Raw genomic sequence first — 12,477 nt, forward strand, 5'->3', positions numbered from 1 at the left:
CCCCGCGCCTCCGCGGGAGCGTCCCCCGAGCCGTCGACGCCGCCACCGCCGCCCGCGGCGCGGACCCGCCGCGCCGGCGCCGTCGCACGACTGGCCGAGGCGCTGGAAGCCGGTCTCGCCGTCGACACCGGGCTCCTCGCGGCCGTCCGTCGCGACGAGCCGCCCTTCCCTTTCCACCCCCTTCCGGAGGAGACTGGAGACAGCGCCAGCGCCGCCGTTCCCGGACCCTCCTCCGCCGAGCGAAAGGCGCCGCGCCGATGACCTCTTCCCTTCCCTCCCCTCTCCGCGTGGCGATCGTGGGCGCCGGCCCGGCCGGGATCTACGCCGGGAACATCCTCACGACCGCCGTCGCCGCGGTGCGCGAGGCCGAGGACGCCGGCGCGCGGGTCGAGATCGACCTGATCGAGTCGCTCCCCGCCCCGTACGGCCTCATCCGCTACGGCGTGGCCCCGGACCACCCGCGCATCAAGGGCATCGTGAACTCCCTGCACGAGATGCTCGACGCGCCCCCGTCCGACGCGGCGGGTGGCACGGAGACGGCTCCTCGACGCTCCATCCGGTTCCTCGGCAACGTCGAGGTCGGCCGCGACGTCACGCTGGAGGAACTGCGCGCCCGCTACCACGCGGTGATCCTCGCGACCGGGGCGATCCGGGACGCCGTCCTCGACGTCCCCGGCGCGGACCTTCCCGGCTCTTACGGGGCGGCGGACTTCGTCGCCTGGTACGACGGCCACCCGGACGTGCCGCGAGAGTGGCCGCTCGATGCCGCCTCCGTCGCGGTCATCGGGAACGGCAACGTCGCCCTCGACGTCGCCCGCGTCCTCGCCAAACCCGCCGCCGCGCTGCGCAGCACCGAAGTGCCCGACTCCGTCCTCGCCGGGCTGGAGTCCTCCGCGGTGACGGACGTGCACGTCTTCGGGCGCCGCGGCCCCGCCGACATCAAGTTCACGCCCATCGAGCTCCGCGAGCTCGGCGAGGTCGCCGGCGTCGACATCGTGCTGCACGAGGAGGACTTCGACGGCGTGGACCCGGCCGCCGCGCCGAACAACCAGCTCAAGATCATGCTGCGGACGCTCCAATCCTGGCGCACGCGGGAGCCGAGCGGAGCGCCGCGGCGCCTGCACCTGCACTTCTGGCACGCGCCGCTCGAGATCCTCGGGTCCGAGCGGGTGGAGGCCGTCCGTTTCGCTCGGACCGCTCCCGGCGCGGAGGGCGTCGTCGCCACCGGCGAGGAACGGACGATCCCCGTCCAGGCGGTGTACCGGGCCGTGGGCTACTTCGGCTCCCCGGTCCTGGGGGCCCCGTTCGACGAGCGCCGCGGCGTCGTCCCGAACGAGGGCGGACGGGTCGACGGCGAGCCCGGTCTGTACGCGACCGGATGGATCAAGCGCGGACCGGTCGGGCTCATCGGTCACACGAAGTCGGATGCGAGCGAGACCATCGCGAACCTCCTCGACGACGCGAGGGCGGGGCGTCTGTCCGAGCCGGCGGACTCCGGGGATCTGCTCGACGACCTGGTCGCCCGGGAGGTCGCCGTGACGACCTGGGACGGCTGGCTCGCGCTGGACGCCCACGAGCGGGCGCTCGGGGAGACGCACGAACACCGCCGCGAACGCGTCAAGGTGATCCCGCGCGACGAGCAGGTCGCCATCTCGTCCGCCGGCGCCCTGGCGCGATGAGGAGCGGGGTCCCCCGTTCCCGGCCGGGCGGCGGTGAGGCGGCGGAGCCGGTCGCCGGTCCGGGCACGGGCGCTCTCGCCGAGCCGTACGACGCGCTGATCATCGGCGGAGGGCCCGCGGGCCTGTCCGCCGCCCTGGGCCTCGGCCGATCCCGCTCCCGCGTCCTCGTCGTCGACGCGGACCGCCCTCGCAACGCCGCGACGCTGAACTCGCACGGCTTCCTCACCCGCGACGGGGTGCCTCCGCACGAGCTGCGTCGCCTCGCCCGCGAGGAGCTCGGCGCCTATCCCGACGTCGAGATCCTCTCCCGGCGGCGCGTGCTGTCCCTGCGGAGGACGACGGATCCGCACGCCCCGTTCGAGGCCGAGGTCGGCCGACGCGAACCGGAGTCCCGCGTGCGTGCCCAGACGGTCCTGCTCGCGACCGGTCTGCGGGAGACCCTGCCCGAGGTCCCGGGGCTCCTCGGCTGCTACGGCGTGAGCGTGTTCAGCTGTGCGGCGTGCGACGGGTGGGAGCTGCAGCAGCGGCGCCTCGCGCTGTTCGGGCGGACGCCGGATCTGGCCGTGCGAGCGCGGCTCATCGCCCGATGGACCGACGATCTGACGGTGTTCACCCACGGCGAGGACGTCCTCGACGCCGTGCAGGAGGCGGAGCTGGCGGCGATCGGCGTCGTCGTCGAGCGGCGGCGGGTCCTCGACCTCGTGTCGGAGAAGGGCCGGATCGTGCACGCCGTCGTGGAGGGCGGGGCCGTCCTGCCGCTGGACGGCGGGTTCGTCCGCCCGGAGTGGTCGCTGGACCTCGCGTTCCTCGACGGCATCGATCCGGATCGAGACGCCGCGGGCCACCTCGTCACCGACCGCGCCGGCCGCACGAGCATCCCGGGTCTCTACGCCGCGGGAGACGCCGCCTCGCCCGGTCCGCAGCAGCTCATCATCGCGGCCGGCGCAGGAGCCCGGGCGGCCACGGCGATGGTGCACGACGCCCTCGGCGTCTCGACCCCGCACTGACCTCGGTCGTTGAGCGAGGCCGCGGCCCCGTGACGGAACGCGCCTCGACGTTTCGACTCGCGGAGACCCGCACTGAGCGAGCGCAGCGAGTCGAAGTGTCGCTCAACGACCGAGAAGCACCACCGGTCGTTGAGCGAGGAGCGCAGCGACGAGACGAAACGTCTAGCGAGGCCGCGGCGGGGACGCGAGGTCGTCCAGCAGCGCGCGCAGCGGGGCGGGGATCCGGTCGGCGGGAAGGGCCGCGATCACATCCGCGGCGAAGTGCGCCTTGCGCCCGCCCGCGGTCCCGGCGAAGCGGTGCAGCTGCGCCTCCACGGACCGCACACGCTGCGCCGGCTGTCCCTGGAAGACCCGGAACAGCGCCAGTTCGCCCCGGGCGGCCAGCGTCTCGAGCACCAGCTCAGGCCCCGCCGCGCGGATCACCTCGTCTTCCAGATCCCGCGCGCACCCGTGGAAGCCGACCGCGGCGAGCGCGTCGAACACCGTTCCCGCTGCCGGTGCATCCATCCGGCCGGCGGCGGCCAGCGCGCCGACGACGAACCTCTCCTCCGCGGTGTCGTAGAGCCCCAGAACCGGCTCCGCTCCCGATGCCGCCAGGGCCATCAGTCGCGAGCGGAGGTTGGTGATCCCGCCCAGCACGTCCAGCGCGACGCCCGCCAGCGGTCGCCCCAGCACGCGCGCGGCCTGCTCGAGGGCGAGCCGGTCGCTCTCCCCCTCGAGCAGCACGACCGGCCCGGCGGACCGTGATCCCGACATGGCACGACGCTACCGCGCCTGCCTCGCCCACCCGATCTGCACACTCCCGCCCGATCTGCACACCCGCCACGCGAGAACGTGTGCAGATCGGGAATAGATGTGCAGATCGGGCACCGTGGAGGATGATGCACAGACCGCCGCTGGACGGTCGGTGCGGCGACGGACGGTTGACCGGCCCGAACGACTGGCCTAACATTGTCGCAGTCCGGAACTCTTTTTCCGTACTGCGGATTATTGATCGACGACGATCAGGAAGCGCGAGACATGAGCAAGACGAAGACGCGGCACGCTCGTCCCACCGACCGTCCCGAGGACGCCCGGCTCGGCATCGGCCCGAGCTTCGCCTACGGCCTGCAGCACGTGCTGACCATGTACGGCGGGATCATCGCCCCGCCGCTCGTGGTCGGACAGGCCGGGGGGCTCTCCCAGGCGGAGATCGGCACCCTCATCGCGTGCTCGCTCTTCATCGGCGGCCTGGCCACCATCCTGCAGACCATCGGCGTGCCGTTCTTCGGCTCCAAGCTGCCGCTCGTGCAGGGCGTGTCGTTCTCCGGCGTCGCCACCATGCTCGCGATCCAGGGGGACGGCGGGATCCAGGCGGTGATGGGCGCCGTGCTGGTCGCCTCCGCGATCGGGTTGCTGATAGCCCCCGCGTTCGCGCTGATCATCCGGTTCTTCCCTCCGGTCGTCACCGGGACGGTGATCACCTCGATCGGTCTCTCCCTGCTCCCGGTGGCGGCGGGCTGGGCCATGGGCGGCAACGCCGAGGCCCCGGACTACGGCTCGGTCGCGAACCTGGGCCTGGCCGCGCTGACCCTGCTGCTGGTGATCCTGCTGACGAAGTTCGGCACGCCCGCGATCGCGCGCCTCAGCATCCTCATCGCCCTCGCCCTGGGCACCCTGTTCGCCACGGTCATCGGCGTCGCGGACTTCTCCACGGTCGGCGAGGGACCCGTCTTCGCGCTGCCCACGCCGTTCGCCTTCGGCCTGCCGACCTTCGACATCGCCGCGATCGTGTCGATGCTCATCGTGATCCTCGTCACCTTCACGGAGACGACCGCCGACATCCTGGCGGTCGGCGAGGTCGTCGGCACCAAGGTCGACTCGAAGCGCATCGCGAACGGCCTGCGCGCCGACATGCTCTCCAGCGCCGTCTCCCCCGTGTTCAACTCCTTCACGCAGAGCGCGTTCGCGCAGAACGTCGGACTCGTCGCCATCACGGGCGTGAAGAGCCGCTTCGTCGTCGCCGCCGGCGGTGTGATCCTCGTCGTCCTGGGCGTGCTCCCCGTCCTCGGGCGCGTGGTCGCCGCCATCCCCACCCCGGTGCTCGGAGGCGTCGGCATCGTCCTGTTCGGGACCGTGGCCGCGAGCGGCATCGCGACCCTCTCCAAGGTCGACTACAAGAACAACCTCAACCTCATCACCGTCGCCGTCTCGCTCGGCTTCGGCCTGCTCCCGCTCGTGCAGCCGAGCATCTACGACGGGTTCCCGTCCTGGTTCACGGTCATCTTCCACTCGGCCATCAGCTCGACGACGATCATGGCGATCCTGCTGAACCTCGTGTTCAACCACCTCGTGCGCCGCTCGAACACGAAGGGCGACCGCAGCGTCTTCGTCGCCGCGGCGAGCCGGTCGGTGCCCGAGGAGCTCCTCGACGCCTTGGAGGACGGCGACTCCGTCGTGGACGGAAAGATCATCGACGCCGAAGGCCAGGAGGTGCCGATCGTCCCGACGGGCACGGTCCGCGTCGTCGACCCGAAGCGCCCTGTGGAGGGCTCCGCGGCGGACGGGACCCCGAAGGCCGACTGACCTCGCCCCGCCTCGCGTCATCGGATGGGGCGGCCGCCGCGGCGCCGAGGTTCGCTCGCCGGGCCTCTGTTCCCGGAGCCGCAAGGGCGCTACGGTGCAGGCATGACCGCATCCCCCGCCCCGGCGCCGCGCTGGCACGTCATCGGCACCCTGCCGTTCGCGGCCGCCGCCTTCGCCCTCGTGAACGGCCTGTACATCTTCCTGGTGGCACTCGGCAACATCACCGACTACGAGACGAACTTCGCGTTCGTCCAGCACGTGCTGTCCATGGACACGACCAACTTCGGCCAGCAGGCCGGAACCGGCCTGGATCCGGACGTCATGTGGCGGGCGATCTCGAACCCGGTCGTGTGGAACATCGGCTACGTCGGGATCATCGTCTGGGAGTCGCTGGCCGCCGTCGCGCTGATCGTCTCGGTGGTGTTCTTCGTGCGCGGCTTCCTCGGTCACGGCTACGGCGCCGCCCGGCGCTGGGCGACGATCGGCGGGGTGATGATCGTGCTGCTGTTCGTCGGCGGATTCATCGCGATGGGCGGCGAGTGGTTCCAGATGTGGCGGTCGCAGGCCTGGAACGGCCTGGACCCGGCGTTCCGCAACGCGACGCTCGCCGGCATCGGACTGATCCTGCTGCACCTGCCCTCGCCGCGCTGGCAGGACGGCGAGCCCGCCGTGGCCGAGACGCCCGCCGCCCCCGCGGCGTGAGCGAGGATCGCCTGCGGCGCGCCGCTACCGGGCGTTCACCCGGCGAGGACAGACTTCGTCCATGAGCACGCCCGAGGATCCGGCCGCCCGACGCCCCGCCGACCGACCGCCGGCCACCGCCGACAGCGGCGCCGTCGGCGTCATCGGCCTGGAGCTGCGCGGCGAGGAGCCCGCGTCGAAGAAGCAGATCTACTCCTGGGCGCTGTGGGACTGGGCCACCCAGCCCTTCAACACGGTCATCCTCACGTTCATCTTCACGGCGCTCTACCTCACGACGGACGCGTTCCTGCCGCCGGAGATCGCGGCGCTGAACGCCGACGACCCGGTCAAGGAGTCCGCGATCGCGGGTCTCACCAGCGGCCTGGGCCTCGGGTCGACCATCGCCGGCCTCGCGATCCTCGTGCTCGCGCCGGTGCTCGGCCAGCGGGCGGACGCGGCGGGACGCCAGAAGCTGTGGCTCGGGATCGGGACGGGAGCGCTCGTCGCCTGCATGTTCGGGCTGTGGTTCGTCGATCCGACGCCGTCCCTGTTCTGGCTGGGAGTCGCCCTCATCTCCGCCGGCGCCGTGTTCGGGGAGATCGCGGCGGTCAACTCCAACGCGATGCTCATCGGGATCGCCACGCCTCGCACCGTCGGGCGGGTGTCCGGCCTCGGCTGGGGCTTCGGCTACCTCGGCGGGATCGTCGCGCTCGTCCTGGTCATCGTGTTCTACAGCGCGGACTGGTTCGGGCTCCCCGACGACGGCGGGCTCCCGTTCCGTCTCATCGCCGTGGGATGCGCGGTCTGGGCCATCGTCTTCTCGATCCCGATCTTCCTCCACGTGCCCGAGCCGTCGCTGGGCCGGCCGGAGCGGAAGGTGGGGTTCCTCGCCTCGTACGGCCTGCTGGCGAAGGACGTCGCCGGCCTCTACCGGAACCCCGAGACCCGGCCGACCTTCTGGTTCCTGCTCTCCAGCGCCGTCTTCCGCGACGGGCTCGGCGGCGTGTTCACGTTCGGCGCCGTGATCGCGAGCACGATCTTCCAGTTCGGATTCATGGAGCTCGTGATCTTCGGGGTCGCCGCGAACCTCATCGCAGGGGTCTCCACCATCGTCGCCGGGCGCTTCGACGACCGGTTCGGCCCCAAGCGCGTCATCCTCACCGCCCTGACGGCCATGGTCGTCGCGGGTCTCGCCGTGTTCTTCCTCGTGGACTCCGGGAAGACGGTGTTCTGGATCGGGGGCCTGATCCTCTGCGCCTTCGTGGGTCCCGCCCAAGCGGCCGCACGCTCCTTCCTCGCACGCGTCACCCCGGCGGGACGCGAGGGCGAGATCTTCGGGCTGTACGCCACGACCGGCCGCGCCGCCAGCTGGATGGCCTCGGGCGCGTGGACCGTCCTGATCGTGCTGACCGGGGCGACCGCCTTCGGCATCCTCGGGATCGTCCTCGTCCTGCTCATCGGCCTCCTGCTGCTGCTCCCCGTGCGCGAGCGCGTCGGTCGTTGAGCGAGCGGAGCGAGACGAAACGCCCCCAGCGCTGGGTCACCACGTTTCGACTCGTCGCTGCGCTCCTCGCTCAACGACCGGTGGAAGGCGCGACGGTCGTTGAGCGAGCGGAGGGAGACGACACGCCCCCAGCGCTGGGTCACCACGTTTCGACTCGTCGCTGCGCTCCTCGCTCAACGACCGGAAGGCGCGACGGTCGTTGAGCGAGCGCAGCGAGACGAAACGCCCGACGCCCCGAGGGGGGTCAGCGCCAGTTCTCGGCGAGCTTCGTGAGCAGACGTGCGAGCTCCGTGCGTTCCTCCGGCTCCAGCGCCTCCAGGGCGCGACCGAGCACTTCGCGCCGCTCGCCGCGGACGCCACGGATCAGCCGTCGGCCCTCGTCGGTGAGCACGATGCGGGTGCGCCGCGCGTCCTCCGGATCCGCCTCGCGGACCACCCATCCGCTGTCCACGCCCTGCTGCACGAGCCGTGAGGCGCGGGGCTGATCGACCCCGATCGCCTCGCCGATCGCACTGACGCTGAGAGCACCCCCCGCGAGCGCCTCCAGCATCCGCAGCCGCGCGGGTGCGCGTCCGTCCATCCCGTGTCCGCCCCGCCCGCCGGGCATCCCGGCCCCGCGGTGCCCGCGATGGCCGCCGTGGCCGTGCCCGCCGTGCAGGCCCACTCCCTCCCGGTCGCCGTCCGAGGGAGCGGGCACGCCGTGCCGGTGACCCCGGGCGTGCGGGCCGCCGCGCATGCGCGGATCCCCGGGGCCGAAGGGCCCTCGTCCACGAAGTCGTCCGAGGAACGCGAAGATCGCGTCGACGGGATCGGGGACCTCGCCGTCCGATGGGCGCTGCGGAGTGCTCACCCGCTCATTTTACATGCGACTTGACATGCATCTAATTCACATGTCACACTACATACACATGCACAATGACAAGCAAAGGACATCACCCATGAACACCCAAGACTTCATCTCACACTCCGCCGATCGACCGTTCGGCTTCTGGATCACCGCCGTCGACCGCCTGATGGCGGCCGAGTTCGCCCGCGCCTTCGAGAACGAGGGCGTGAGCCGTCGCGAGTGGCGCCTGCTCAACCTCGTCGACGGGACCGTCCCGTCGGATCGCCCGCTGTCGGCGTCCAAGCTGCGCCGCCTGGTCGAGCTCGGCTGGGTGGCGAGCGACGGCGACGGCTGGACGCTCACCGACGAAGGACGTGGCGCGAAGGAACGCCTCGATGCCCTCGTCGCCGGCATCCGCGCCCGCATCGCCGGCGCCGTCGAGCCCGACGAGTTCGCCGCCATGGCCTCGACGCTCGAGAAGATCGCGCGCGAGCTCGGCTGGCAGGAGGGCATGCGTCTTCCCCGGCGCCCCGGGCGTACCCACCGGCACGGCGAGCACCGGCACGGCGAGCACCGGCACGGCGATCACCGGCACGGCGATCGGCACCAGGACCGACACGACGACGGCCAGGACGACCGCGCACGTCGCGCCTTCCGTGCCGTGCTGCGCGAAATGCGCCGACACACCGACTTCGGCCACGGCCGTCCTGCGGACCCGCACCACACCGACCCGACGCACGCCGGATTCGGCCGCCGGCCGCACGGCGACCACGGCACCGAGCGGTTCGACCGGTTCCCCGGTGCCGACCGGTTCGGCCCCGCCGACCGGTTCGACCGCCAAGAGTGCGACGGGCCGCGGGGAGGCCACGGACACGACGGCCGCCGCGGTCGCCACTCGCACCACGGCCGCCCCTCTCACGGCGGCCACGGCCGCTCCGGGGCGACCCACATCCACCTCCACCTCGGCGAGCGCTGACCTCTCCGATGCCGGCCCGGCCGCCGGAGGCCCCGCGTTCGCGAACGCGGGGCCTTCGCATGTCCCGGCGCGCACACGCGACGTCACGACGGAATACGTCGTTCCGAGCGCTGGTTCGTCCTTCTATGAGCACGATCGCCGCCCCCGCCCCGACCGTCCGCCCGCGTGTCGCCGTCGCGGCGCCGGAACGCCGGCCGACGGCGGCGCTCGAAACCGTCCTCGCGGCGGTCGACGTGCACATCCGGCGCCAGATCCGGGTCTCCCTCGATGCGGGAGAGGTGCTCCCCGTCGACGCGGGCGACCTCGCCCTCGTGTACGTGCTCGACGGCGAGGTCCGGATCCTCTCCGACGGCGGCTCTTCCTGCACCATACGGCCGACCGGCCGGGTCTCCCTCTCGCCGGCGAAGCCGCCGCTCAGCGCGCTGTCCGCGGGTGACGTCCTGCTGTCCACCCGCGGCCGGTCGCTCGCGCTGGAGGCTCGAGGACGGGCGCGGATCCTGCTGTCGGCCCTCGACCTCGCCGACGGATCCGCCCACGTCGCCGGCCTGCTCCCCGAGCGCGCCTTCGTGACCGGGTTCGACACGCTCGAGCCCGCGGCCGCCGCGCTCGCCCAGCACATGGGCGTGGACCGCGAGAACGCCTGCCCCGACCGGGAGGGCGACCTCACGATCTGCCGGATGATGTCCCGGACGGTGCTGGCCTCGGTGATCCGCGCCTGGTCCTCGAACGGCTGCGCCCCCGCCGGCTGGCCGTCCCTGTCGAACGACCCGTTCCTGGACCGGGTCGTCGACGCGATCCAGGCCGAGCCCGGTCGGGACTGGTCTCTGGACAGCCTGGCCGCGTTGGGGGCGATGTCGCGCTCCGTCTTCGCCGAGCGCTTCCGGCAGGCCTTCGGCCGCTCGCCCCTCGGCTACGTGACCGACGTGCGGATGCGCTCCGCCCAGGAGCTGCTGCGCCGCGGCTACAGCGTGAGCGAGATCTCGCGCGAGCTCGGCTACGGATCCGACGAAGGGTTCAGCCGCGCATTCCGTCGACACACCGGGATGACCCCGTCGGCCTGGCGGGCCGCGCGCACCGCCGCGCTTCCCGCCTGAGCCCCTCGCCTCCCACGGCGGAGGCCGCGGCGTCAGCGGCGCGCGCCCGCCCGGTTGGACAGACCGAACAGGACCGCGCCCACGGCCAGCGCGACGGCGCCGGCGACGTACACGACCTCGATCCCCACACCGTCCACCAGCGCGCCGCCCACCCCGGCGGCGATCATGATGGCGGCCTGGAATCCGACGACCACGACGCTGCCGCCGGCCTCCAGGCGATCCGGCATCCGGTGCCCGACCCAGGTGTTCACGATGAGCAGCCACGAGGCGAAGAAGAAGCCCCAGACGAACGCGGCGACGCCGATCGTCCACGGGGAAGCGGATCCGAGGATCACGAGCAGCACCATCAGGGCGATCACGAGCGGGGAGACGACCGCGAACAGACGGTAGGTGCGGTCGATGACCACGCCGATCACGAGGTTCCCGACGAGACCGCCGACGCCGAAGACGGCGAGCAGCAGGATCACGGTGCCCGCGTCGATCGGAGTGCCGTCCATCTGGACCCGGTCCAGCGCGAGCCGGATGTAGGTGTAGGCGAGGAAGTGCCCGAGCACCACGAGCACGTGGCCGACGACGCCGAGCGCGATGCCCGGGCGGCGAACCGTGTCCAGCAGCACGGAGAGCCGAGCGGCGTTCTCCGCGGGGACCGAGGGCAGGAGGATCCGCAGGGCGATCGCGAGGGCTCCCGTCGCGACCGCGGCGATGACGAAGACCGTCCGCCAGTCGGCGAGCTCGCTGAGCATCACGCCGATCGGCACTCCCGCGACCGTGGCGAGGGAGGTTCCCGCCGACGTGAACATCACCGCCCGGCCGAGGCGCTCGGGACCGGCGATGCGCGCGGCCACGGTGATCGACATCGTCCAGAACCCGGACAGCGCCGCGCCGAGCAGGATCCGAGCCAGCAGCAGCAGCGGCAGCGAGGGCGCGAACGCGACGACGATGTTGGAGACCGCGGCGGCCACCGCCATCCAGACGAGCAGGGAGCGGCGGTCGAGGCGAGGAAGCGCGAGTCCGATGGTCGGGGCCACGAGCAGCCCGACGAGCGCCGTGACGGTGACCATCTGGCCGGCCTGCCCGGGCGTGACCCCCACGTCGGCGGCGATCTCGGTGAGCACGCCGTTCGGCAGGAACTCGGCCGTGACGAGCAGGAAGCTCATCGCCATCATCGTGATGAGGGCGCCGTAGCGCAGCGGGGCCGATCCGGCGGCGGTGGTCACGGGGGTGGGGGCGGTCGTGGTCATGCTTCCACTCTGGCGTGGCTCCGCGGCGCCCGCCCTACCGGGCGTCCGTCGCACCCGACGGATCGTCCGGCCTCCGCGAGGGCACGACGGTCGGCGCTCATCCCTCGGATCCGCAGCGGCGAGCGTCGGGTCAGAGCGGCAGGGCCAGGTAGAACTGGAACACCTCGTCGCCCGCGGGGCCCTCCACGAGCATCACCCAGGAGCGGGACGGGTCGTCGCCGACCGTCCAGAGGACGGCAGAGGTCGTCGCGGAGTCGTAGTCGTACCGCATGCCGCGTCCGTCGTCGTAGACGGTGTCCTGCGAGGTGGGGGTGCCGCGTTCCTGGGCGAAGCGCTCGAACGCGCGGTCCGAGGCCGCGGATCCGCCCGTGAAGCTCCACACCGTCATCTCCACCTCGCCCACGGAAGACGTGTAGACCGCGTGCGCCACCTCGGCCGCGTTGGCCGAGTTGGTGTCCGCCGTCTCCCACTCCTCCGCGAGTCGCCAGGTCACCGCGCCGTCGGCGCTGACGATCCGGGCCCCGGCCTCATCCGCCAGCGCCGTGCAGACCTCGTCGCAGCGCGCGGCGGGGCGGGGCGTGACGGCGGCGTCGGTCTCCGTGGGGCGCGGGCTCGCCGACGCCGCCGGCGATCGAGTGGTCGAGGGCGACCGGGACGGGGCGACCGACGGCGCCGCCGAGGACGATGCCGAAGGCGATGCGGTGGGCGCCGGTGCGGGCGCCGCCGACGACGAGGACTGCCCGAGGAGGAAGACGATGAGCACGATCGCGCCGACGAGCAGCAGCCCGAGGAAGCCGAGGATCGCGACGGTCCATCCGCGGTAGCTGCGGTCCTCCACGGCAGCGTCGTCCCGCCGCAGGTCCGTGGCCGGCGGCGCCGCGGGCAGGCCGCCGAAGGGGGACCC

At 72.5% G+C, this 12,477-nt stretch carries 12 protein-coding genes; 8 read left to right on the top strand and 4 right to left on the bottom strand.

The window, feature by feature from the left end:
- The 3 genes from MR1_RS20450 to MR1_RS16535 all read left to right on the top strand — a co-directional run.
- A partial coding sequence (locus tag MR1_RS20450; RefSeq protein ID WP_217996242.1) for a hypothetical protein occupies positions 1-261 on the top strand: 261 nt, incomplete at its 5' end.
- The gene (locus MR1_RS16530; RefSeq protein WP_067249496.1) at positions 258-1,679 is read left to right on the top strand and encodes an FAD-dependent oxidoreductase; all 1,422 of its coding nucleotides are present in this window, start codon (positions 258-260) and stop codon (positions 1,677-1,679) included. The genes MR1_RS20450 and MR1_RS16530, both read left to right, overlap by 4 nt.
- On the top strand, positions 1,676-2,686 hold the full coding sequence (locus MR1_RS16535; protein WP_084344829.1) for an NAD(P)/FAD-dependent oxidoreductase: 1,011 nt from the start codon (positions 1,676-1,678) through the stop codon (positions 2,684-2,686). The genes MR1_RS16530 and MR1_RS16535 overlap by 4 nt, the downstream gene beginning before the upstream one ends.
- A 162-nt stretch (positions 2,687-2,848) precedes the next feature.
- Here MR1_RS16535 and MR1_RS16540 read toward each other — a convergent pair whose 3' ends face one another.
- Positions 2,849-3,442 carry a toprim domain-containing protein gene (locus MR1_RS16540; RefSeq protein ID WP_067249499.1) on the bottom strand — a complete coding sequence of 198 codons (594 nt, stop codon included), beginning with the start codon at positions 3,440-3,442 and terminating at the stop codon, positions 2,849-2,851.
- A 264-nt stretch (positions 3,443-3,706) separates the two neighbouring features.
- Here MR1_RS16540 and MR1_RS16545 point away from each other — a divergent pair, with 264 nt between their 5' ends.
- From MR1_RS16545 to MR1_RS16555, 3 genes are all read left to right on the top strand, one after another.
- Positions 3,707-5,251 carry a nucleobase:cation symporter-2 family protein gene (locus MR1_RS16545; RefSeq protein ID WP_067249502.1) on the top strand — a complete coding sequence of 515 codons (1,545 nt, stop codon included), beginning with the start codon at positions 3,707-3,709 and terminating at the stop codon, positions 5,249-5,251.
- A 102-nt stretch (positions 5,252-5,353) separates the two neighbouring features.
- The gene (locus tag MR1_RS16550) at positions 5,354-5,953 is read left to right on the top strand and encodes a DUF2165 domain-containing protein (protein WP_067249506.1); all 600 of its coding nucleotides are present in this window, start codon (positions 5,354-5,356) and stop codon (positions 5,951-5,953) included.
- A gap of 61 nt (positions 5,954-6,014) precedes the next feature.
- Positions 6,015-7,436: an MFS transporter gene (locus tag MR1_RS16555; protein WP_067249509.1), complete on the top strand. Its 1,422-nt coding sequence runs from the start codon at positions 6,015-6,017 to the stop codon at positions 7,434-7,436.
- Positions 7,437-7,680: 244 nt separating this feature from the next.
- Here the strand turns inward: MR1_RS16555 and MR1_RS19545 are convergent, their stop codons facing one another.
- Positions 7,681-8,286: a MarR family winged helix-turn-helix transcriptional regulator gene (locus MR1_RS19545; protein ID WP_255218182.1), complete on the bottom strand. Its 606-nt coding sequence runs from the start codon at positions 8,284-8,286 to the stop codon at positions 7,681-7,683.
- Between the two features lie 88 nt (positions 8,287-8,374).
- On the opposite strand from MR1_RS19545, the gene MR1_RS16565 reads away from it, so the two are divergent.
- Together MR1_RS16565 and MR1_RS16570 are read left to right on the top strand one after the other, a co-directional pair.
- The gene (locus tag MR1_RS16565) at positions 8,375-9,238 is read left to right on the top strand and encodes a MarR family winged helix-turn-helix transcriptional regulator (protein ID WP_067249511.1); all 864 of its coding nucleotides are present in this window, start codon (positions 8,375-8,377) and stop codon (positions 9,236-9,238) included.
- 125 nt (positions 9,239-9,363) lie between these two features.
- Entirely contained in the window at positions 9,364-10,332 is a 969-nt protein-coding gene (locus MR1_RS16570) for an AraC family transcriptional regulator (protein WP_084344831.1), read from the top strand.
- A gap of 32 nt (positions 10,333-10,364) precedes the next feature.
- Here the strand turns inward: MR1_RS16570 and MR1_RS16575 are convergent, their stop codons facing one another.
- Both MR1_RS16575 and MR1_RS20225 read right to left on the bottom strand, forming a co-directional pair.
- Entirely contained in the window at positions 10,365-11,573 is a 1,209-nt protein-coding gene (locus MR1_RS16575; protein WP_067249514.1) for an MFS transporter, read from the bottom strand.
- A 130-nt stretch (positions 11,574-11,703) separates the two neighbouring features.
- Positions 11,704-12,477, bottom strand: a 774-nt coding sequence (locus tag MR1_RS20225; RefSeq protein ID WP_409366271.1) for a hypothetical protein, incomplete at its 5' end; no start/stop codon positions are given.

Origin of the sequence: Microbacterium resistens NBRC 103078, assembly GCF_001552355.1 — a bacterium.
Classification (GTDB): Bacteria; Actinomycetota; Actinomycetes; order Actinomycetales; family Microbacteriaceae; genus Microbacterium; species Microbacterium resistens.

What these genes read in the sequence shown, in the direction of transcription:
- MR1_RS16530 (WP_067249496.1), top strand. Translation starts at nt 258, where the DNA reads ATGACCTCTTCCCTTCCCTCCCCTCTCCGCGTGGCGATCGTGGGCGCC.
- MR1_RS16535 (WP_084344829.1), top strand. Translation starts at nt 1,676, where the DNA reads ATGAGGAGCGGGGTCCCCCGTTCCCGGCCGGGCGGCGGTGAGGCGGCG.
- MR1_RS16540 (WP_067249499.1), bottom strand. Translation starts at nt 3,442, where the DNA reads ATGTCGGGATCACGGTCCGCCGGGCCGGTCGTGCTGCTCGAGGGGGAG.
- MR1_RS16545 (WP_067249502.1), top strand. Translation starts at nt 3,707, where the DNA reads ATGAGCAAGACGAAGACGCGGCACGCTCGTCCCACCGACCGTCCCGAG.
- MR1_RS16550 (WP_067249506.1), top strand. Translation starts at nt 5,354, where the DNA reads ATGACCGCATCCCCCGCCCCGGCGCCGCGCTGGCACGTCATCGGCACC.
- MR1_RS16555 (WP_067249509.1), top strand. Translation starts at nt 6,015, where the DNA reads ATGAGCACGCCCGAGGATCCGGCCGCCCGACGCCCCGCCGACCGACCG.
- MR1_RS16565 (WP_067249511.1), top strand. Translation starts at nt 8,375, where the DNA reads ATGAACACCCAAGACTTCATCTCACACTCCGCCGATCGACCGTTCGGC.
- MR1_RS16570 (WP_084344831.1), top strand. Translation starts at nt 9,364, where the DNA reads ATGAGCACGATCGCCGCCCCCGCCCCGACCGTCCGCCCGCGTGTCGCC.
- MR1_RS16575 (WP_067249514.1), bottom strand. Translation starts at nt 11,573, where the DNA reads ATGACCACGACCGCCCCCACCCCCGTGACCACCGCCGCCGGATCGGCC.